The sequence below is a fragment of the uncultured Bradyrhizobium sp. genome (assembly GCF_936943645.1).
Classification (GTDB): domain Bacteria; phylum Pseudomonadota; class Alphaproteobacteria; order Rhizobiales; family Xanthobacteraceae; genus Bradyrhizobium.
The window spans coordinates 121,018-137,770 of the sequence record NZ_CAKZJO010000081.1 but is presented as its reverse complement, the minus strand read 5'-3'; the positions used below and the strand labels follow the sequence as shown (position 1 = coordinate 137,770).

The 16,753-nt window shown below is 64.6% G+C and carries 22 protein-coding genes; 9 read left to right on the top strand and 13 right to left on the bottom strand.

Going from position 1 to position 16,753, the window contains the following annotated elements:
- Nucleotides 1-95: 95 nt before the first annotated feature.
- On the bottom strand, nucleotides 96-1,229 hold the full coding sequence (locus Q0743_RS22290) for a patatin-like phospholipase family protein (protein ID WP_298243660.1): 1,134 nt from the start codon (nucleotides 1,227-1,229) through the stop codon (nucleotides 96-98).
- A gap of 263 nt (nucleotides 1,230-1,492) precedes the next feature.
- Between Q0743_RS22290 and tgt the strand changes: the two genes are divergently transcribed.
- Nucleotides 1,493-2,638, top strand: coding sequence for a tRNA guanosine(34) transglycosylase Tgt (gene tgt / locus Q0743_RS22285; RefSeq protein WP_298243629.1), 1,146 nt, complete (start codon nucleotides 1,493-1,495; stop codon nucleotides 2,636-2,638).
- Nucleotides 2,639-2,650: 12 nt separating this feature from the next.
- Here the strand turns inward: tgt and Q0743_RS22280 are convergent, their stop codons facing one another.
- On the bottom strand, nucleotides 2,651-2,869 hold the full coding sequence (locus tag Q0743_RS22280; protein ID WP_100174826.1) for a hypothetical protein: 219 nt from the start codon (nucleotides 2,867-2,869) through the stop codon (nucleotides 2,651-2,653).
- A gap of 223 nt (nucleotides 2,870-3,092) precedes the next feature.
- On the opposite strand from Q0743_RS22280, the gene cysK reads away from it, so the two are divergent.
- Together cysK and Q0743_RS22270 are read left to right on the top strand one after the other, a co-directional pair.
- Complete coding sequence (gene cysK / locus Q0743_RS22275) at nucleotides 3,093-4,070, top strand: cysteine synthase A (protein WP_298243628.1); 978 nt, start codon at nucleotides 3,093-3,095, stop codon at nucleotides 4,068-4,070.
- Between the two features lie 3 nt (nucleotides 4,071-4,073).
- Nucleotides 4,074-4,316, top strand: a complete 243-nt coding sequence (locus Q0743_RS22270; protein WP_298243627.1) for a BrnA antitoxin family protein — start codon at nucleotides 4,074-4,076, stop codon at nucleotides 4,314-4,316.
- Nucleotides 4,317-4,550: 234 nt separating this feature from the next.
- Here the strand turns inward: Q0743_RS22270 and Q0743_RS22265 are convergent, their stop codons facing one another.
- Entirely contained in the window at nucleotides 4,551-5,981 is a 1,431-nt protein-coding gene (locus Q0743_RS22265) for a caspase family protein (RefSeq protein ID WP_298243626.1), read from the bottom strand.
- Between the two features lie 201 nt (nucleotides 5,982-6,182).
- Nucleotides 6,183-7,058, bottom strand: a complete 876-nt coding sequence (locus Q0743_RS22260; protein ID WP_298243625.1) for a DMT family transporter — start codon at nucleotides 7,056-7,058, stop codon at nucleotides 6,183-6,185.
- Nucleotides 7,059-7,222: 164 nt separating this feature from the next.
- On the opposite strand from Q0743_RS22260, the gene Q0743_RS22255 reads away from it, so the two are divergent.
- Nucleotides 7,223-7,621 carry a RidA family protein gene (locus tag Q0743_RS22255; RefSeq protein ID WP_298243624.1) on the top strand — a complete coding sequence of 133 codons (399 nt, stop codon included), beginning with the start codon at nucleotides 7,223-7,225 and terminating at the stop codon, nucleotides 7,619-7,621.
- 49 nt (nucleotides 7,622-7,670) lie between these two features.
- On the opposite strand, the gene Q0743_RS22250 is transcribed toward Q0743_RS22255, so the two are convergent.
- From Q0743_RS22250 to Q0743_RS22240, 3 genes are all read right to left on the bottom strand, one after another.
- Nucleotides 7,671-8,216 carry a hypothetical protein gene (locus Q0743_RS22250; RefSeq protein ID WP_298243623.1) on the bottom strand — a complete coding sequence of 182 codons (546 nt, stop codon included), beginning with the start codon at nucleotides 8,214-8,216 and terminating at the stop codon, nucleotides 7,671-7,673.
- Nucleotides 8,161-8,511 (bottom strand): hypothetical protein, encoded by a 351-nt coding sequence (locus tag Q0743_RS22245; protein ID WP_100174819.1) that lies wholly within the window; start codon nucleotides 8,509-8,511, stop codon nucleotides 8,161-8,163. Before Q0743_RS22245 ends, Q0743_RS22250 begins: the two co-directional genes overlap by 56 nt.
- A 184-nt stretch (nucleotides 8,512-8,695) precedes the next feature.
- Nucleotides 8,696-9,283, bottom strand: coding sequence for a formyltransferase family protein (locus tag Q0743_RS22240; RefSeq protein WP_097662306.1), 588 nt, complete (start codon nucleotides 9,281-9,283; stop codon nucleotides 8,696-8,698).
- 192 nt (nucleotides 9,284-9,475) lie between these two features.
- On the opposite strand from Q0743_RS22240, the gene Q0743_RS22235 reads away from it, so the two are divergent.
- The 3 genes from Q0743_RS22235 (at nucleotide 9,476) to Q0743_RS22225 (ending at nucleotide 10,804) form a co-directional block, all read left to right on the top strand.
- Nucleotides 9,476-9,760, top strand: a complete 285-nt coding sequence (locus Q0743_RS22235) for a hypothetical protein (RefSeq protein ID WP_298243622.1) — start codon at nucleotides 9,476-9,478, stop codon at nucleotides 9,758-9,760.
- 337 nt (nucleotides 9,761-10,097) lie between these two features.
- Nucleotides 10,098-10,316 (top strand): hypothetical protein, encoded by a 219-nt coding sequence (locus Q0743_RS22230; RefSeq protein WP_298243621.1) that lies wholly within the window; start codon nucleotides 10,098-10,100, stop codon nucleotides 10,314-10,316.
- Between the two features lie 146 nt (nucleotides 10,317-10,462).
- Complete coding sequence (locus Q0743_RS22225) at nucleotides 10,463-10,804, top strand: hypothetical protein (protein WP_298243620.1); 342 nt, start codon at nucleotides 10,463-10,465, stop codon at nucleotides 10,802-10,804.
- A gap of 30 nt (nucleotides 10,805-10,834) precedes the next feature.
- On the opposite strand, the gene Q0743_RS22220 is transcribed toward Q0743_RS22225, so the two are convergent.
- The 4 genes from Q0743_RS22220 to Q0743_RS22205 form a co-directional block, all read right to left on the bottom strand.
- Entirely contained in the window at nucleotides 10,835-11,137 is a 303-nt protein-coding gene (locus Q0743_RS22220) for a hypothetical protein (RefSeq protein WP_298243619.1), read from the bottom strand.
- Nucleotides 11,138-11,229: 92 nt separating this feature from the next.
- Nucleotides 11,230-13,278, bottom strand: a complete 2,049-nt coding sequence (locus tag Q0743_RS22215) for an acetoacetate--CoA ligase (RefSeq protein WP_298243618.1) — start codon at nucleotides 13,276-13,278, stop codon at nucleotides 11,230-11,232.
- A 108-nt stretch (nucleotides 13,279-13,386) separates the two neighbouring features.
- Nucleotides 13,387-13,614, bottom strand: coding sequence for a hypothetical protein (locus tag Q0743_RS22210; RefSeq protein ID WP_298243617.1), 228 nt, complete (start codon nucleotides 13,612-13,614; stop codon nucleotides 13,387-13,389).
- A 142-nt stretch (nucleotides 13,615-13,756) separates the two neighbouring features.
- On the bottom strand, nucleotides 13,757-13,930 hold the full coding sequence (locus Q0743_RS22205; protein WP_298243616.1) for a hypothetical protein: 174 nt from the start codon (nucleotides 13,928-13,930) through the stop codon (nucleotides 13,757-13,759).
- A 184-nt stretch (nucleotides 13,931-14,114) separates the two neighbouring features.
- Between Q0743_RS22205 and Q0743_RS22200 the strand changes: the two genes are divergently transcribed.
- Nucleotides 14,115-15,200, top strand: coding sequence for an AI-2E family transporter (locus Q0743_RS22200; RefSeq protein WP_298243615.1), 1,086 nt, complete (start codon nucleotides 14,115-14,117; stop codon nucleotides 15,198-15,200).
- A gap of 141 nt (nucleotides 15,201-15,341) precedes the next feature.
- Nucleotides 15,342-15,734, top strand: coding sequence for an NUDIX hydrolase (locus Q0743_RS22195; RefSeq protein ID WP_298243614.1), 393 nt, complete (start codon nucleotides 15,342-15,344; stop codon nucleotides 15,732-15,734).
- 1 nt (nucleotide 15,735) lies between these two features.
- On the opposite strand, the gene Q0743_RS22190 is transcribed toward Q0743_RS22195, so the two are convergent.
- Together Q0743_RS22190 and Q0743_RS22185 are read right to left on the bottom strand one after the other, a co-directional pair.
- Nucleotides 15,736-16,020, bottom strand: coding sequence for a hypothetical protein (locus tag Q0743_RS22190; protein WP_298243613.1), 285 nt, complete (start codon nucleotides 16,018-16,020; stop codon nucleotides 15,736-15,738).
- A gap of 167 nt (nucleotides 16,021-16,187) precedes the next feature.
- Complete coding sequence (locus Q0743_RS22185; RefSeq protein ID WP_298243612.1) at nucleotides 16,188-16,427, bottom strand: hypothetical protein; 240 nt, start codon at nucleotides 16,425-16,427, stop codon at nucleotides 16,188-16,190.
- Nucleotides 16,428-16,753: the final 326 nt, after the last annotated feature.

Here is a 16,753-nt window from a genome sequence, read left to right as displayed (position 1 = left end):
CTATATCGCGCAGGAGCCGAGGCGTCATCGCGAATCTGGCCGAACGGGCCGTATCGTCAACGGTTTCGGCACCGGCGGCGTTCCTTCACCAAACCTCATGGCACCGTGGAGGTCCAGGCCTGCCCGGACGCGGCCTTGTCGTATCCGTATTGATAGAGCGCGCGCATATAGGTGGTGTCGAACCCTTCCGTCGGCGGCGCCGGATAGTCGCGCGCGATGTAGGAGAGATGAAAGCCGAGACGGTTTCGCTTGGCGAAATCATAGGTCGAGAAGATGATCGAGCGCGTCTGTGACTGGGTGATCGCCGACAGGCTGCGCGAGGCGACATCGATGGTGCCGTTGGAGACGAGCTCGAAGTTGCGTTCGATCTTCTTGTTGACGAGGATGTAGATGTCCATCTTCGCGCTGCCCGGCAAACGGCTGCCCTGGAACAGCAGGGCTTCCGGCAGCGTCAGCACCGGCGCGGTCACGCCGCCGTCGACATGCATCTCCTGAAACTTGCGGCCCTGGCCCTCGGCATCGATCATGATCGGTGGAAACACCAGGGGAATGCTGGCGGAGGCCGCCATCACGTCGCGAAACAGCTTGAGCGCCTCGGGCGTGCCGACGGCGGCGATCTTGCCCATGTCCCAGATCGCGGTGCGCTGGGTGTCGAGATCGGTCGTCACCACCAGCAGCTTTCGTCCCTTGGCGTTCTCGCGCGCGACCTGCGCCATGATCTCCGGTCCGACATATCGGGCGACGAGCTCGCGCAGCCGCGTGTTGCCGAACAGGCCGGATCCGAACAGCACGCGCATGATGCTGGGATCGTTCAGCAGGCTCTCCGCGATGCCGCTGGTATAGACCTCCTTCAGCGTGTCGTCGTATTGCGGGCCGAGAAACGCGAACGGCGCGATCAGGCCGCCGGTGCTCACGCCCGAGACGACGGAGAAGGTGGGACGGGTTCTGGCCGCGCTCCAACCGTTGAGAACGCCGACGCCGTACGCGCCATCGGCGCCGCCGCCGGAGAGCGCCAGATAGGTCTTCGCGGCGCTGCCGGTGTCCTTCTCGAAGCTGAATTTGGTGACGGGTTCGTCGGCGTACCGCCTGAGGCCGTCGATATCCAGCACGCGCGATGTGCTGGCTTCAGCGGCGGTATAGGGCGTGCGGGGCAGGGAGGTGCAGGCGGCAAGCGCCAGACTGCAGGTCAGGACCAGAATGCCGGTCAGTCGGCTGCCCGTTTGCCTGATCCAGGCATGCAAACGGCCGGAGACGTCAGTCGAACACGAAGGCAGGGGCACGGTGGCTGGCAATCAACACTTTCACGGCCGCCGGCAGTGTTCGCCGTGGCATCTCGTCCAGCCCCAAGATAAAACTACACGGTATCGTTTTGTTTAACAAGGCCGGCGGCGCGAATATCCGCCTTGATTGTGTCCCAGTCTGAGGCACAAGCCGGCCGAGGCGTGGGTTGGGCGGGTTGATCGGCTCCCCCCGACACGCAATAAGCACCGCCATGAATCCCGACAATGACCTTCCCAATCACTTTGAGTTGCTCGCCACCGATGGCGCCGCCCGCACCGGGCGACTGACCACGCCGCATGGCGTGATAAGGACGCCGGCCTTCATGCCGGTCGGCACCGCCGGCGCCATGAAGGGCATGCACTGGCGCGAGGTGCGCGACGCCGGTGCCGACATCGTGCTCGGCAACACCTATCATCTGATGCTGCGACCGAGCGCCGAGCGGATCGCAGCGCTCGGCGGCCTGCAGAAGTTCACCGGCTGGAACGGGCCGATGCTGACGGATTCCGGCGGCTTCCAGGTGATGTCGCTGTCGGACCTGCGCAAGGTCACCGAGAACGCCGTCACCTTCCGCTCGCATATCGACGGTGCCAAGGTCGAGCTGTCGCCGGAGCGCTCGATCGAGGTGCAGCGCCTGCTCGGCTCCGACATCGCGATGCAGATGGACGAGTGCGTGCGGCTGCCGGCCGAGCACGCCGACATCGAGCGTGCGATGCAATTGTCGCTGCGCTGGGCCGAGCGAAGCAAGCGCGCCTTCGAGAGCGCGCCCGACGGCTACATGCTGTTCGGGATCGTGCAGGGCGGCGACGTGCCACAGCTTCGTCATGCGAGCGCGCAGGGGCTGGTGGCGATCGGCTTCCATGGCTACGCCATCGGCGGCCTTGCCGTCGGCGAGCCGCAGGCGGTGATGCTGGCCATGATCGACGAGACCGCGCCGCTGCTGCCGAAGGAGCGCCCGCGCTATCTGATGGGCGTTGGCACGCCCGACGACATCCTCGAAGCCGTGAAGCGCGGCATCGACATGTTCGATTGCGTGATGCCGACGCGCAATGGCCGGCACGGCGTCGCCTTCACGCGCTTCGGCCAGGTGAATTTGCGCAATGCGCGCCACGCCGACGATTCCCGTCCGCTCGACGAGGAGAGCTCATGGCCGTCGGCGCGCAACTACGCGCGCGCCTATCTGCACCATCTCGTCAAGGCGGGCGAGACGCTGGGAGCGATGCTGCTGTCCGAAATCAATATCGCCTACTACCAGTTCCTGATGCAGGGCATCAGGGACGCGATTGCGCACGGAACGTTTGACGAGTTCTATCGGCGTACGCGCGAGGACTGGGCGAGGGGCGATATCGCCCCGCGCTAGGTCAATCAAAGATCAATTGCACACGATCCGCTGCTTGACGGCGTGCTTGGTGACGAAGCCGTAGCCGCAATTGTCGCAAGTCCAGAGATAGCTGATCACGTGGTCCGAGACGTACGCAGATGCTTCGGCTGCGACCATGGAGTCGGCGCAGACGGGACAGGTCGGCAACTCGCTGCAACGCGGATCACGCCTTAGCGTTACGGTCGACATCACTTCAGCAACTGCTGACATCGTGGTGACCTCCCTGCTTTGAGACCTAAGTCTAACATAAGCAGAATCAGTTGACGAGGTCGCAACACAAATGCGTTGGTTTTCTGCTAATTAAAGCTCACGCGATTTTGCGATGCAGCGTATTTAACATGTACCGCATTGTCGCTTGCGTGTCGTCGCAGGCTGTCCGTAACTGCGCATGGGCTGCGCAAGAAACGCAAATTGTCGCCACAGGGAGTTCATCATGGACGCATCGTCCACCACGGGTGCAGCGCACCAACCCGGCCGCGGCCGGATCTATGACTCGATCGTCGACGCCTTCGGCAATACGCCGATCGTGCGGCTGCGTCGGCTGCCCGGCATGAACGGCGTGAATGCGACGATTCTGGCAAAACTTGAATATTTCAACCCTGCGGCAAGCGTGAAGGACCGCATCGGTGCGGCCATGATCGTCGCGATGGAGAAGGCGGGTATCGTCAAGCCGGACACCGTGCTGATCGAGCCGACCTCCGGCAATACCGGCATCGCGCTCGCCTTCGTGGCGGCTTCGCGCGGCTACCGCCTCAAGCTGGTGATGCCGGAATCGATGTCGATCGAGCGGCGCAAGATGCTGGCCTTTCTCGGCGCCGAGCTGGTGCTGACGCCGGCGGCGCAGGGCATGAAGGGCGCGATCGCCGCCGCCGAGGAGCTGTTGAAGACGACGCCGAATTCGGTGATGCCGCAGCAGTTCAAGAACCTCGCCAATCCCGAGGTGCACCGCCGCACCACCGCGGAGGAGATCTGGAACGACACCGGCGGGAATATCGATTTCTTCGTGGCCGGCGTCGGCACCGGCGGCACGATCACCGGCGTCGGCCAGGTGCTGAAGCCGCGCAAGACCTCATTGCGCGTGGTCGCGGTTGAGCCGGAGGAGAGCCCGGTGCTGTCGGGCGGACAGCATACGCCGCACAAGATCCAGGGCATCGGCGCCGGCTTCGTGCCCGACATTCTCGACCGCTCGGTGATCGACGAGATCGTGAAGATCAATTCGACGACGGCGATCGAAACCTCGCGCGCGCTGGCGCGGCATGAGGGCATTCCCGGCGGCATTTCCTCGGGCGCGGCGATCGCGGCTGCACTCGAGATCGGCAAGCGGCCGGAAGCGGCGGGCAAGACCATCCTGGCGATCGTGCCGTCGTTCTCGGAGCGGTATCTTTCCACGGCGCTGTTTGAGGGAATCTAGGACATGGCGGATCAACCCCCGAGGCGGCCGCGTACGCTCGGCGATGCCAGGACCGAAGCTGAGGCGGCATTCAAGAAGGTGACGGCCAAGGTCGCCGCCGCGCCGCCGAAGCAGAACGTGCCGCCGGGGATCAAGGAGCAGGTCACGCTGCGGATCGACCAGGATGTGCTGGAGTTCTTCCAGGAGGGCGGGCCCGGCTGGCAGGACCGCATCAACGAGGCGCTGCGGAAAGCTGCGGGGAAGTAGGCGCCGACCTGCGCGCCGGATCTGCTATCTCTCTCCTGGAATGTGACACCCGCTTGGCGCACGTCTCTATCCGCGTCATTGCGAGGAGCTCTTGCGACGAAGCAATCCAGGCTGTCACCGCGGAGAGACCCTGGATTGCTTCGCTGCGCTCGCAATGACGGAGTGTGCGGCGGCGTCGCAAAACGAAAAAGCCCGGCGCGAGCCGGGCTTTTGTGTTGTCGATCTTGCTGCGGCTCAGCGGCGGAACATGCCGCCCATCATGCCGCCGACGACACCGCCCACGAAGGCCGCGCCAGCGGCATCGCCGGGATTGCTGCGGTGTTGCGGGGCCGGCGCAGGCGCGCTGTTCTGCGGAGCACTGGCGGCGCGCCGGGCCGGCTTCTGGCTGGTGTCGCTCGCCGTCGCCGGGGCAGCGACGATTTCCGCGAGCAGGGCCTTGTGCTGGTGCGTGTTGAGGTAACCCGATGAGGGATAGCCGCGTGCGGTCTGCCAGCGCTTGAGCACGGACCGCGTCTCGTCGCTGAATACACCGGTCTGCTTGGTGTCGAAGCCGAGCGCCGTGAGGCGACGCTGCACGTCGCGGCGTTTGTTCTTGTCGAGGCCGATCTGGTCCTCGGTAACTTGGCTGGCCTCATCGGTGAAGGTGGCGGGATCGACGCCGGCGTTGAGCGTACGCGTTGCGGTCGACGGGCCGCTCTTGATCGCCGCGAGGCGCGCTAGCGCCAAGGCCTTGAACTGGCCGTTCGGATAGGCGGAGAGATAGGCGTTGAGCTCTTCCGACTTGTTCGACTCCTTCACCGAGCGCCAGTATTCGAGCTCGACGCCGTCCGAGCCGCCGGTCGCTGCCGGCACGATGCCCGTCGCGGTCGGGGCTGCGTTGGCGACCTGCGTCGTCGGAGCCTGGTTGAGATAGACGGAGCCGGTCAGGTTGGTATGGCCCCAGGGCAGCTGGCCCTTGCGGGTCTCCTCATTGACCTGAGCGCGCACCGACGTCATCGCCTGCTGGATCTCGACGCCGGGCTTGGTGATGTTGTCGATCAGCGCGCGCGTGAACGGGCTGTTGTTGCCCTCCTGGCCGTCGAGCGCGGTCTGGCCGGGGCCGGTGGCGAACGCGATCAGGGTGCCTTCGCCGGACTTCATCTCGGCGAGACCGCTCTGCACGTTGACGCTGCGGGTCGCCGAGTTCGACTTGATCTTGGCGGCGAACGGATTGTCGCGGCAGGCATCGAGGAAGACGAGCTTGACCTTGGCATCGCCCATGGTCTGCTCGAGCGTCAGGTCGATGTTGATGGCGGCGCCCAGCTTGACGTCCATCTCCGACTTGATGTCGGCGTCGACAGGCAGCAGGTAATTGGTGCCGCTGACGGCGATGCCGTGGCCGGCATAATAGAACAGCGCGATGTCCGAGCCTTGCGCCTTGCGGCCGAAGTCGAGCAGCTTCTCCGTCATCTGGTCGCGGCTGAGATTGGACCCTTCGATCACCTCGAAGCCGACATTGCGCAGCGTCGATGCCATCGCCTTGGCGTCGATCGGCGGGTTCGGCAATTGCGCGACGTTCTTGTAGGAGCCGTTGCCGACGACGAAGGCGACGCGACGGTCAGCCTTCGCGGCACTGACCGACAGAGCCATGCACATCAGCGACGCGAGGAGGGTGAGATAGCGCATTCTGAAATCCCCAGAATCGAATTGCAGGCAGCATCAGATTGGCAACGAACGTACACGAAGTGCCCGACGTCGTGCCACCAAAACGGCAGTCCGTTGCGTTCAACCCATTGCTGTGTGGCCGAATGTGCACGGTGGATTGATTTCCCAACGTGATCCAAATCACATGGCCACTTTGTTTTGTCGCGCAAGGCGGCGGAAGGTTCAGCGCGCGCGGGCGGGAACCGATGGCGCCGGCTTCAAATTCAGGAGATTGCCGCACAGGATCAGCACCGCACCCAGCACGGTCCAGGCGTCGAGCCGCTCGGAGTAGAGCAGCCAGCCGGCGGTCGCGGTCAAAGGAACCCGCAGGAAGTCCATGGGAACCACGATCGTGGCGTCGGCGTACCGAAGCGCGCTGGCAAGGCAATAGTGCGAGAAAGTGCCGCAGACCCCGATGACGAACAGCCAGCCCCAGAGATAGGCCGACGGCCATGACCAGACGAAGAGCGTTGGCACCAGGCCCACGACCATCTGCACCACGATCATCCAGAACAGGATCGACAACGCGCTCTCGGTCCGGGTCAAGGACTTCGCGAGAATCATGGAAATGCTGAAGCCGATCGCGGCGCCGAGCGCGATCAACTGACCCGGATTGATCTCGCTGGTGGCGGGCCGCACGATCATGACGACGCCGACGATGCCGAGCACGACAGCGGCGATTTTCCAGATCGTCATGCGCTCGGACAGGAACGTCGCAGCCAGCACGGCGGTCCAGATCGGCATGGTGAACTCGATTGCGACCACCTGGCCGATTCCGATCAGCGTCAGTGCGTAGAACCAGCCGAGCTGTGCAAAATAATGCACGCCGTTGCGCGCCAGGTGCTGGTGCAGGCGTTGGGTTGCGACCGCCTTGAAGCCGCCGGCGCGGAAGATGATCGGCAACAACAGCGTGAATCCGATCACCGAACGCACTTCCATGATCTGGAAAACGTTGAGCTCGCGCGTGGTCTCGCGGCCGGCAACCGCCATCACCAGCATCAGCGCCAGCCAGCCGGCCATCCAGAATGCAGCCATCGTTTTGGACGGTGTCGCGCTCATCGGGGCAGGATTCTGGGGCAGGGTGCTGGAAGATGGAAAGTGCGAGAGGACGGCCGGTATCGACGACATCGCCGCCGTTTGCAACGGCCAAATCTGCGGATGCAGCGATGCAAGCGGACGTGCTAAGGCTTCATCGAACAACAAGAAAAGGGAGAGCTTCGCTCATGCGCATCTTGCAGCCAGCCGAATGGACCAAGCCTCGCGGCTTTTCCCATGGCGTCGTCGTCGAGGGACCGGGGCGCTGGGTGGTCCTGGCCGGCCAGACCGGCGGCGACGAGACGGGCAGCTACGCGCCCGACATGGCGGCGCAGGTCGCGACCGCACTGAAGCGGATCATCAAGCTGCTGGGCGAGGCGGGCGCCGGCCCCGAGCACATCGTCCGCCTGACCTGGTACCTGACCAGCCGCAGCGAATATGAAGCCGCCGGTGTCGGCATTGGCGCGGCCTGGAAGGAAACGCTCGGACGCAATTTCCCGCCTTCGACGCTGCTCTACATCGGTGGCCTCGTGGACGACCGGGCCAAGGTCGAGATCGAAGTCACGGCATTCGTGCCGGGCGCATAAAAAAAGATCCGGCGAGGTCGCCGGATCGTTTCTCGGATCGTCTGCTGTCTTACTTCGACATCGAGATGTTGGCGCCGCGGAACTGGCTGTCGGCGCGCATCGTGACGGTCTGCCTGTTGCCGCTCGTCTTCAGCGCGATGTTGGCGTTGAAGCCGGCGGCGGAGGCGACCACCTCGAAGTTCCCGCCGCCGCCGCGGCCTTGGAGCGAGCCGGAGATGTTGCGGCTGGCCTCGGACCAGCTGCCGGTGATGGCGCTTCCCTCAGCCTTGACGCTGGCCGCAAGGTTGAACTTGTAGGCGTCGCTGGCACAGGTCAGCGACATCTCCATGGTGGGACCGATCGGGGCGTATTTGGCCCGGCAACGGATCCGTTCCGTCGAGCCATCGTCAAGCGTCACGGTGCCGCTGCCGCTCCAGCTGCCCGCCATCGGTGCGAACGGACCGGACTGTGCGTTACTTTCCGTGTTCGCGAACGCCGCCGCAAACAAAACGGCGGCCGCAGTCAGCAGCCGCCGGTTCCGGGCGCGAGCCTCAACTGGTTTATTGGCGCGATGCTTCCCATCGCCCGCTGCACGGTATGCCTGCAGATGCTCCATTCCACTTCCCCGATCCGGCGTTGCCGTTGAGTTGACCGTTGGCATATGCACCATTGATCGAAACTTTCACAAGTCCCCCGCTGCCGATGGTGCCGGAAACGTTAGCGCCAGGCGCAGTGATCTTGCCGTCGGCAACCGTCAGCATGGAACTCGCGGTGGGTTCGCAGGAGCCGCTCTTGGTCACGATCGTGACCTGCCAGTTGCCGTCATAAGGGGTTTGGGCAAAGGCGGACGCGGCGAGGGTGCCAGTGAAAACCGAAGCGGCACAGAACACCGCAATGCGAGCAAAACGCATAAACTCCGTCCTTGAATGTGTCTGATATGCTGTCGCTTATCTGGACCAAATGTGACGGAAATTTGTTGCAATGCCAAATCGAAAATTGTTCCTGTGGAAACAATGGTTTATTTGCGTTTTCGGGACCGATTTTCGAAGCAAAATCAATGCAGCTTCACGTTAAGGGTAAACGTGGGCACAGGCGTTACGAGAGACTCGGTGCGGAGGTCGCGAACTGCTCGTCCTGAGTCTTGGCGGGCAACGCCTTGTGGACCTTGGCATAGTCGATCACGTCGGCGAGCAGCTTGAGCCCCAGGGGCGCCAGGGCGCGCTCCCAGAGCTCCCGCGCCGTCTCGCCCTTCTTGACGAAGCACCAGTCCTGGGCGGCAATGGCGCCGGCGTCCATGCGGTCGGCGAGGTGGTAGATCGTACCGCCGGCGATCGGATCGCCTTCCTTGATGGTCCATTCCACGGCGGCCTTGCCGCGATGGCGCGGCAGCAGCGAGGGGTGATAGCCGATGCCGCCGAGCTTGGCGGCGGCGAGCGCATCCTTGCCGATCCGGGCGTGGCTGTGCGCCGTGATGATCAGATCGGTATCGGGAGCGATCTCGGAGGCCACCACCAGTTTCGGATTGGCCTGGACCACAACCTCGATGCCGGCTGCCTTGGCGGTCGCAGCGAGGCGATCCTCGGCATCGGCGACCACGACCCTGACGATCGTGACGCTGTGCTCCCGGAGCATGTTCAGGGTGGTCACGCCGAAATGGCGGGAGCCGACGAGGGTAATGCGCATGGGTGTCCGATCCGGTCTCGCAACTGCGTCATCCCCCGATAACACGTCCGGACGCCCTGTCACCACCCGCGCCACGTTTGCGCGGGTTATCAACAATGCGCCTTGGCGCCGGGCGCGACCAACGCCGTGATTGCGCAGCCCGGCGTTCCGGTGCTTCCATGGCGGGCATTACGCCGGTTCGGGAGCGAGCTCATGCGAAGCGCCTGGTTTTTCCTTCTCGCGGCATTGCTGATAACCGTTCCCGCTCATGCCGGCGAGCCGTACCCCGTCGTGCCGCCGGAGACCGGGATCGCTCCCTTCGTGGGGCCGACCTGGGACGGCTATCGCTGTGCCCGCGGGCCGGTGTTCAATTTCTATCATCGCGCCTATTACGGCGAGGAGCCGCCGGCGCTCCATCGCGGCTACGCCTACCGGCCGTATTACCGGTACAGCGCCTATCGCAGATTGCCGCGCACGTATTTCTGCGTCACCGACTAGCGTTGCCGCGCGGCCACGGTGCAGCGGCAAGCGCGGATAAGTCGGTTCCTGTGTTTCGTTTTTAACAGAGGTAACCCGGGCCGACTGATAAGAGAGCGCCTACCGGGGCTGGCGACATTTCAATCCGCATCCGTTTTTAAACCCGGCTTGGGCCGCTGGCGCATTCGTCAGCGGCCTTTTCAATGCCGCTCATCGAGAAATCATCGAATGGTAACGCGATCTCAACCAGCCCGGCGTATCGACGAATCCGTCGCGGATTTGTATTGCGTACCGCGACACCGAAAATGTCCCGCCGGCGTGGGTGCGTCGCGCGGGCCTTTTCGCCGGGACACATTTCATGCCGCGCGCCATTGAGCAGATCGTTGACAGCTATGTGCGGCTGAAGAACCGCCGCGGCCTCGACGAGCTGATGATGCACAGGCAGCGGCTCGCGGTCGATCTGAAGAGCAAGTCCGGCTACGATTTCAGCCTGCCGATCGGCCAGATCGACGAGGAGATCGCGATCATCGAGGCGGGCCTCAACCGGCTCAAGGCAGAGAATTCCGCGCCGATCTAGCGGGTTATCGCGCGCTGGGAACGACGCATCGTCGCAGCCCCGGACCGGTTCATGCACGGTTCAGGCCGGCCATGGCTCAATCTCCGGGTCGTTTCGTGGGACACGAATCCTGTTAGGCTTTGTCCCCGTGATTTGGAGGAGACGTCATGATCGCTCTTGCGCTGGCTGGCCTGCTTGGGTTCGCAACCGTGCCCGCGGCATCGCCGGCACCCATGGTGGAGCAAGTTCAGTTCAGGGCTGCTCCAGGCGGACGCTGCCCGGACGGCTATGATTTCAACCACTCGAACGGCCGCTGCTATCCCAACGGCTATCATGCGCCGGGTGTCTACACGCGGAATCCCGGGCCGCACGAATACTACGGAAACTATGGTGGCTACGGAGGCTATGGACGGCGCGGCGGCCTCTGCCCTGACGGCTTCGCATACAATTACGCCGACGGTCAGTGCTACCGCAACGGCCGGCAACCGCCCGGACTGTACGGGCGATAATCGATCGCCGCGTCGGGGGGGCGGCGCGCTCTAGTCGCGCCGGCCGCCGTCGATCACCGTGAACAGCGGTCGTGCCGGCGTCGGCTCGACCAGCAACTCTTCCACGAGCGCGGTGGCTGCATCGACATATTTGCGCGTCGGCTTGTCGAGTTCGCGCCTGGCCTCGTCGTCGAGCGCGACCTTGGCGGCTTCGACCAGCTTGCGCATGCGCACGGCGTGGTCGTCGCCCGCCGTCAGCGTCGCGCGCGCCAGCGAGCGCAGCACGAAGAGCTCGCCTTCGAGGCGGAGCAGGCGGTCGTTGAGCCTTGTGAGAACGGCGTTGAGGTCGGCCATGTCTGCGGTTCGGCGCGAAGGATCTGTCCTGATCTAGCGACGATCGGTGAACGGAGTCCAAACGACACCGGCGCAATTGGGGCGATTTGCCGTCACGCTGCGGTGCGCGCCAGATAGTCGCGCGCAAAGGCGAGATACCATTCGAGGCAGGCGGGGTTGGCCATCGCCTCCTTGTTGATCACCTTTTCGACGGGCTGGCCGAGCAGAAGCTTCTTGACCGGCAGCTCCTGCTTCTTGCCGGACAGCGTGCGCGGGATCTCGGCGACGGCAAAGATCTCGTTCGGCAGGAAGCGGCGGGACAGGCCGGCCTCGATCGCCTTGTTGATCTTGGTCTGCATGGCGTCGTCGAAGGCGACGCCCTCGCGCAGCACCACGAATAGCGGCATGTAGCTGTCGCGGCCGAGATATTCGAGATCGACGACGAGGGAGTCCATCACCTCCGGCAGCGCCTCGATCGCGGAATAGAGCTCGCTGGTGCCCATGCGCAGGCCGTGGCGGTTGATGGTGGCGTCGCTGCGGCCGTAGATGATGCAGGAGCCATCGGGATTGACCTTGAGCCAGTCGCCGTGCCGCCACACCGGCCCACGGCCGCTGCCGTCGAAATTGTCCGGATAGGTCTCGAAATAGCTGGCGCGATAGCGCGCGCCGTCTCTGTCGTTCCAGAAATACAGCGGCATCGACGGCATCGGCTCGGTGCAGACGAGCTCGCCGACCTCGTCGACCACGGCGCGGCCCTGCTCGTTGAAGGCTTCCACGGCGGCGCCGAGCGATCGGCATTGCATCGCGCCGGGTGTCTGCGGCAGCTCCCGGTTGCCGCCGATGAAGGCGCCGGCGAAATCGGTGCCGCCGGAGATGTTGGCCCACCAGATATCGGCCTGCGCCGTGCTGCCGTTGATTTTCGAGAGCGCTGCAAAGCGGTCGTTGAACCAGGCCTGGGTATCGGCGCTGAGCGGCGAGCCGGTCGAGCCGAGACAGCGCAGCCGCGACAGATCGCCGGCAGCGGCCAGGTCGATCTCGGCCTTGGCGCAATTGGCGAAGAACGCAGCGCCCGCGCCGAAGAAGGTCGCCTTCGACCGCGCCACGAAGCGCCACAGCGTGGTCCAGTCCGGCTTGTCCCTGGTGCCGCCGGGGCTGCCGTCGAAGATGCAGCAGGTGGTGCCGCTGAGCAGGCCGCCGACCTGACTGTTCCACATGATCCAGCCGGTCGACGAGTACCAGTGATAGCGCTCGCCGAACGAGTTCGAATGATACGAGCAGCCGATGTCGTTGTGCAGGCCGAGCAGGGCCATCACCACGATGACGATGCCGCCATGCCCGTGCACGATCGGCTTCGGCAGCCCGGTGGTGCCGCTGGAATAGACGATCCAGAGCGGATGATCGAACGGCAGCCACATCGGCTCGAACGCGTCGATCGCAGCGCCGGTCTTGGCCGTGATCTCGGCGAGCAGGGCATCGGGCGCAGCGACCGCGCCGGCCTCGCTGTGCAGGATGACATGCTCGACCGATGGCAGCGATCGGCGCAGCTCGGCAACGACGTCGTTGCGATCGTGCCGCCGGCCGGCATAGGTGACGGAATCGCAGGCGATCAGCACTTTCGGCTCGATCTGCTTGAAGCGGTCGATGACAGCGGGTGCCGCCATGTCCGGCGCACAGACGCTCCAGACGGCGCCGATGCTCACGCTTGCCAGAAATCCGACAATGGTCTCGGGGATGTTAGGCAGATAGGCCGCGACGCGGTCGCCGGGCTTGATGCCCTGGTCCTTCAGATGCAGCGCAAGCGCCGCGGCCTTGCGCCGCAGCTCCGGCCAGCTCGTCGCCGTGATCCTGCCATCCTCGCCGCTGCTGACGATTGCGGGCAGGCCGGCGGCATCGGCCGCCTCGACGTGCCGGAACACCTGCCGGGCATAATTAACTTGCGCGCCCGGAAACCAGACCGCGCCCGGCATCTTGCGCTCGGTGATCACGGCCTGGAACGGCGTCGGCGATTGCAGGTCGTAATAGTCCCAGATGCTGCGCCAGAAACCGTCGAGATCACGCACCGACCATTGCCGCATCGCCTCGTAATCGGCGAAGGAGAGACCGCGCTGCTCGGCGAGCCAGTTGCGGTAGAGGGCGATCTGAGGAACGAAGGGAGCGGTCATCGGCTATCGGCATCAGTTGCGGGAAGGGAAATCTAGCCGGTGCCGCAGAGGAGCAGAAGCCGCAGTTCACGCAGGCCGCAATGACCAGGAGGCGCCCTTGCCCTGGACCTACCAGCCGGCGCCGGCCCAGCGCCGTCCGAACACGGGCGGTCGGGTCGTCACCGCTTTCCAGCCGAAGAAGTGATACTTGCCGGACCAGGCGTGCACCACGCCGCTGCAGATGGTGCACTTGAAGCTGCCGGCATGCGCTTCGCTGTGCTCCTCTCTGGTCGCGGTGTAGTTCATGCTGCAACCGGTGCAGGTGAATTCTTCGATCGTCCAGATGCTGTTGGCCATTGCACGCAGTGTTTTTGGGGACCTCGATGCAGGCTAGTTGCGGGCGTTTGCAGCGGCGTAAATGGGCCGGCGGAAATCCGGTTAACGGGCGTTAGCCAAGCCGCGGCCGCGGGTCCGTGAGAGATCCGCGCGGGCACCCGGATCAGTCGCCGCTTCGCATGTCCCGGTCGATGCGCATCTGTACCCGCCTGATCGCGAGCAGCTGAAGCCGGCCTTGCACCCGCCCGGAGCGGACCCTGTTGGCGATGGCATAGACATAGCGCCAATAGCCCGGTGCGGCATTGGGCTTGAGAGAATAGTGGATGCCGCGATGCATCCCAACGTGCTCGGCGGACTGTCTTGGAGGGCGTGTCATCGCCTTTCGAATGCGGAATGGTCCGATGGGTTCCTAATCGCGGCCCCCGGGGCGGTTCCAGTCGTCTTGACGCCGGATGCGTTGCTAGCAATAACGGACAGGCCTCGCAAGCACCGGAAGTTGCGTTCATGCCGCAAGGAAAGCAGTGCCCGTGAAAAGTCTCCGTCAGCTCCTGACGGGAGAGGACATCATCCAGCTCGTGATCCGGCTCGGCCTGCTGGCCCTGCTGATCATCTGGACCTTCCTGATCATCCGCCCGTTCGTGCCGATCCTGGCCTGGAGCGGCGTGCTGGCGGTTGCGTTCTATCCGGCTTTCAGCTGGGTGGCCAAAGTGCTCGGCGGCCGGCCCAAGACCGCAGCAGCGATCCTGACCCTGATCACGCTCGGCATCGTCATCGGTCCGGCGACCTGGCTCGGCATCAGCGCGGTGGACGGCGTGCGCGAGCTGGCACACCAGCTCGGCACCGGCGATCTGGCGCTTCAGGCCGCGCCCGAACAGCTCAAATCGTGGCCGCTGGTCGGGCCCTGGCTCTACGAACTCTGGGACCAGGCCTACACCAATGTCCGCGCGGTGGTGCGCGAGTTCGCGCCGTATCTCCAGCCGCTGGCCGGCCCGCTGCTTTCGCTCGCGGGCGATGCCGGCGTCGGCACGCTCCAGTTCCTGGTCTCGGTGTTCGTGGCGGGCTTCTTGTTTCCGCATGGGCCGCGGTTCGTGGCGGCCGGCCGCGGCTTCCTGTTTCGCATCGTGCCCGAGCAGAGCGAGCATTTCCTCGGGCTCGCGGGCGCGACCATCCGCGCGGTGGCGCAGGGCGTGATCGGCGTTGCGATCGTGCAGGCGTTGCTCGCCGGCATCGGCTTCAAGCTCGCGGCGGTGCCGAGCGCCGGCCTTCTCGCCTTCATCGTGCTGCTGCTCTCGATCGTGCAGATCGGCGCCTTCCTCGTGCTGCTGCCGGTGATCATCTGGATCTGGACTGCCAAGGACGTCACCACGGCGCTGCTGCTCACCGTGTTTCTCGTCGTCGTCGGCTTCATCGACACCATGCTGAAGCCGCTCGTCATGGGGCGCGGCCTGACCACGCCGACCATCGTGATCTTCGTCGGCGTGATCGGCGGCACGCTCGCCCACGGCATCGTCGGCCTGTTCATCGGGCCGATCATCCTGTCGGTGGCCTGGGAGATGATGATGGCCTGGATCAGGACCGAGGACCGGGCAGGGGCGGGCAAGAGCTGATCTCGCCCCGATCGGCGCGATCCGCCCGAGGCGCCGCGCCGGGACCCGACGGCGCGCAGCTGTGGTCAAGGCGCGCCGCGAACTTGTCTGTTCGACTAGACAAGTTACGATTGGGACGATTCTGTTTCAATGACGGCAGTGATGGCGAAGTCTTCCAAGCTGGTTGCCGCGAGGCGCGGCAAGGTATTGTTGGTCAGACGCCGGTCGGACGGCCTGTGGATGTTCCCGGGCGGCCGCAAGCGGGCGCGCGAGTCCGACAAGGATTGCCTGCGGCGGGAGATCAAGGAGGAGCTGCCCAAGCTGAAGCTCGGCAGGATCAGCCTCTGGAAGGAAGTGACGGCGAGGAACAAGCGCTCCGGCCGCAAGATGAGCGACGCGATCTTCATCGCCAAGACAGCCAAGGGCCGGCTGGCGATCGGCGACAAGAAGGAGATCGACCGCGCCGCCTGGCAGAAGCCGCGCGGCCTCCGCCTGACGCCGACCTCGCGCTACATCCGCGACCGCCTGTTTCCGAGGAAGCAAAGGCGGCGGTGAGCTAGTCCTCGCGTTCCGCCGATCGCGTCCGTCCGGCGAACCTCCTCGACTGCGTGCCCCGCGGTTCGGGCGCAGCAAGCTTCGCGGCCTCGAGCTCGCGCATCTCCTTGCGGACCTTGCGCGCATTGCGCATCGCGCGCTTGATGAAGGGATGTTGAGAGTCCTCGGCGAAGAACAGCACCACTTCGCAGCTCGGACATTGCCGGGAATAGCCGTCCTGCAACCGCCCGGCGCGATCGCGAAACACGTTCTTGCACCGCGTGCATTGAATTTGGACTGAACTCATGCGCGGGAACAACAATGACTTTGAAAATGGATCGTCAGCTCATCCCAAAAGTCTGAAGAAACCCTGAAGGCTTTCGCGGCCGGATGTCGCAGAACGCGCGGCCAAGCGCCGTCCCCCGGCCGCGTCCTGGCCGTGGACGATGCCGGTTTGAAACAGGCCGGCGGCCGCTATTGCCTGGCCGCCATCGCGTCCAGGCAATGGTTCAGAAAGGCGGTGCGATCCCTGGGCAGCACCTTCTCGAGATCCGCCTTCAGTGCGCATTCGCGCTGGCGCAACTGCTCGGCCCGGCGCTTCTCGGCGGCCTCGCGATATTCGGGAGCAACCTTGCTGGGATCGACCAGCGTCTGTGAGCGGGCGGGAGCCGTTGCAAGCAGCGCTGTGGCGGCGATGAAAATCAGTGGTTTCAAATGAGCCTCCGTAAAAGGAGCATCGTAGCGCGCGGTGCGGGCGCGCTCAAACGGCGAATGCGGTATTCCGCTCCGGCATGTTGGGGACGGAATGTGCCGGCCCGGCCAATGCCCGGCCTGCAGTTTTGGAACGACCGTGCCCGGCAGGCGTCGAATCCTGGCTCTCGGCCCATCCCCAAGCCCCAAAGCCCCCGGGCCGCGAGTAAACCTTCCCCACCAAGGTTGGCGACCTCAGCCCCCGCGCTGAGGTCGTTTGTTTGCCGGATGATGTGTGAACCAGTTCACAAGCGAGCGGCGATGTTGCTGCTATGAAGACGTCATTGCTT

Bases quoted from the DNA above. Each gene is read 5' to 3' on its own strand.
- tgt (WP_298243629.1), top strand. From the start codon at position 1,493: ATGAATCCCGACAATGACCTTCCCAATCACTTTGAGTTGCTCGCCACC.
- Q0743_RS22280 (WP_100174826.1), bottom strand. From the start codon at position 2,869: ATGTCAGCAGTTGCTGAAGTGATGTCGACCGTAACGCTAAGGCGTGAT.
- cysK (WP_298243628.1), top strand. From the start codon at position 3,093: ATGGACGCATCGTCCACCACGGGTGCAGCGCACCAACCCGGCCGCGGC.
- Q0743_RS22270 (WP_298243627.1), top strand. From the start codon at position 4,074: ATGGCGGATCAACCCCCGAGGCGGCCGCGTACGCTCGGCGATGCCAGG.
- Q0743_RS22265 (WP_298243626.1), bottom strand. From the start codon at position 5,981: ATGCGCTATCTCACCCTCCTCGCGTCGCTGATGTGCATGGCTCTGTCG.
- Q0743_RS22260 (WP_298243625.1), bottom strand. From the start codon at position 7,058: ATGAGCGCGACACCGTCCAAAACGATGGCTGCATTCTGGATGGCCGGC.
- Q0743_RS22255 (WP_298243624.1), top strand. From the start codon at position 7,223: ATGCGCATCTTGCAGCCAGCCGAATGGACCAAGCCTCGCGGCTTTTCC.
- Q0743_RS22250 (WP_298243623.1), bottom strand. From the start codon at position 8,216: ATGGAGCATCTGCAGGCATACCGTGCAGCGGGCGATGGGAAGCATCGC.
- Q0743_RS22245 (WP_100174819.1), bottom strand. From the start codon at position 8,511: ATGCGTTTTGCTCGCATTGCGGTGTTCTGTGCCGCTTCGGTTTTCACT.
- Q0743_RS22240 (WP_097662306.1), bottom strand. From the start codon at position 9,283: ATGCGCATTACCCTCGTCGGCTCCCGCCATTTCGGCGTGACCACCCTG.
- Q0743_RS22235 (WP_298243622.1), top strand. From the start codon at position 9,476: ATGCGAAGCGCCTGGTTTTTCCTTCTCGCGGCATTGCTGATAACCGTT.
- Q0743_RS22230 (WP_298243621.1), top strand. From the start codon at position 10,098: ATGCCGCGCGCCATTGAGCAGATCGTTGACAGCTATGTGCGGCTGAAG.
- Q0743_RS22225 (WP_298243620.1), top strand. From the start codon at position 10,463: ATGATCGCTCTTGCGCTGGCTGGCCTGCTTGGGTTCGCAACCGTGCCC.
- Q0743_RS22220 (WP_298243619.1), bottom strand. From the start codon at position 11,137: ATGGCCGACCTCAACGCCGTTCTCACAAGGCTCAACGACCGCCTGCTC.
- Q0743_RS22215 (WP_298243618.1), bottom strand. From the start codon at position 13,278: ATGACCGCTCCCTTCGTTCCTCAGATCGCCCTCTACCGCAACTGGCTC.
- Q0743_RS22210 (WP_298243617.1), bottom strand. From the start codon at position 13,614: ATGGCCAACAGCATCTGGACGATCGAAGAATTCACCTGCACCGGTTGC.
- Q0743_RS22205 (WP_298243616.1), bottom strand. From the start codon at position 13,930: ATGCATCGCGGCATCCACTATTCTCTCAAGCCCAATGCCGCACCGGGC.
- Q0743_RS22195 (WP_298243614.1), top strand. From the start codon at position 15,342: ATGGCGAAGTCTTCCAAGCTGGTTGCCGCGAGGCGCGGCAAGGTATTG.
- Q0743_RS22190 (WP_298243613.1), bottom strand. From the start codon at position 16,020: ATGAGTTCAGTCCAAATTCAATGCACGCGGTGCAAGAACGTGTTTCGC.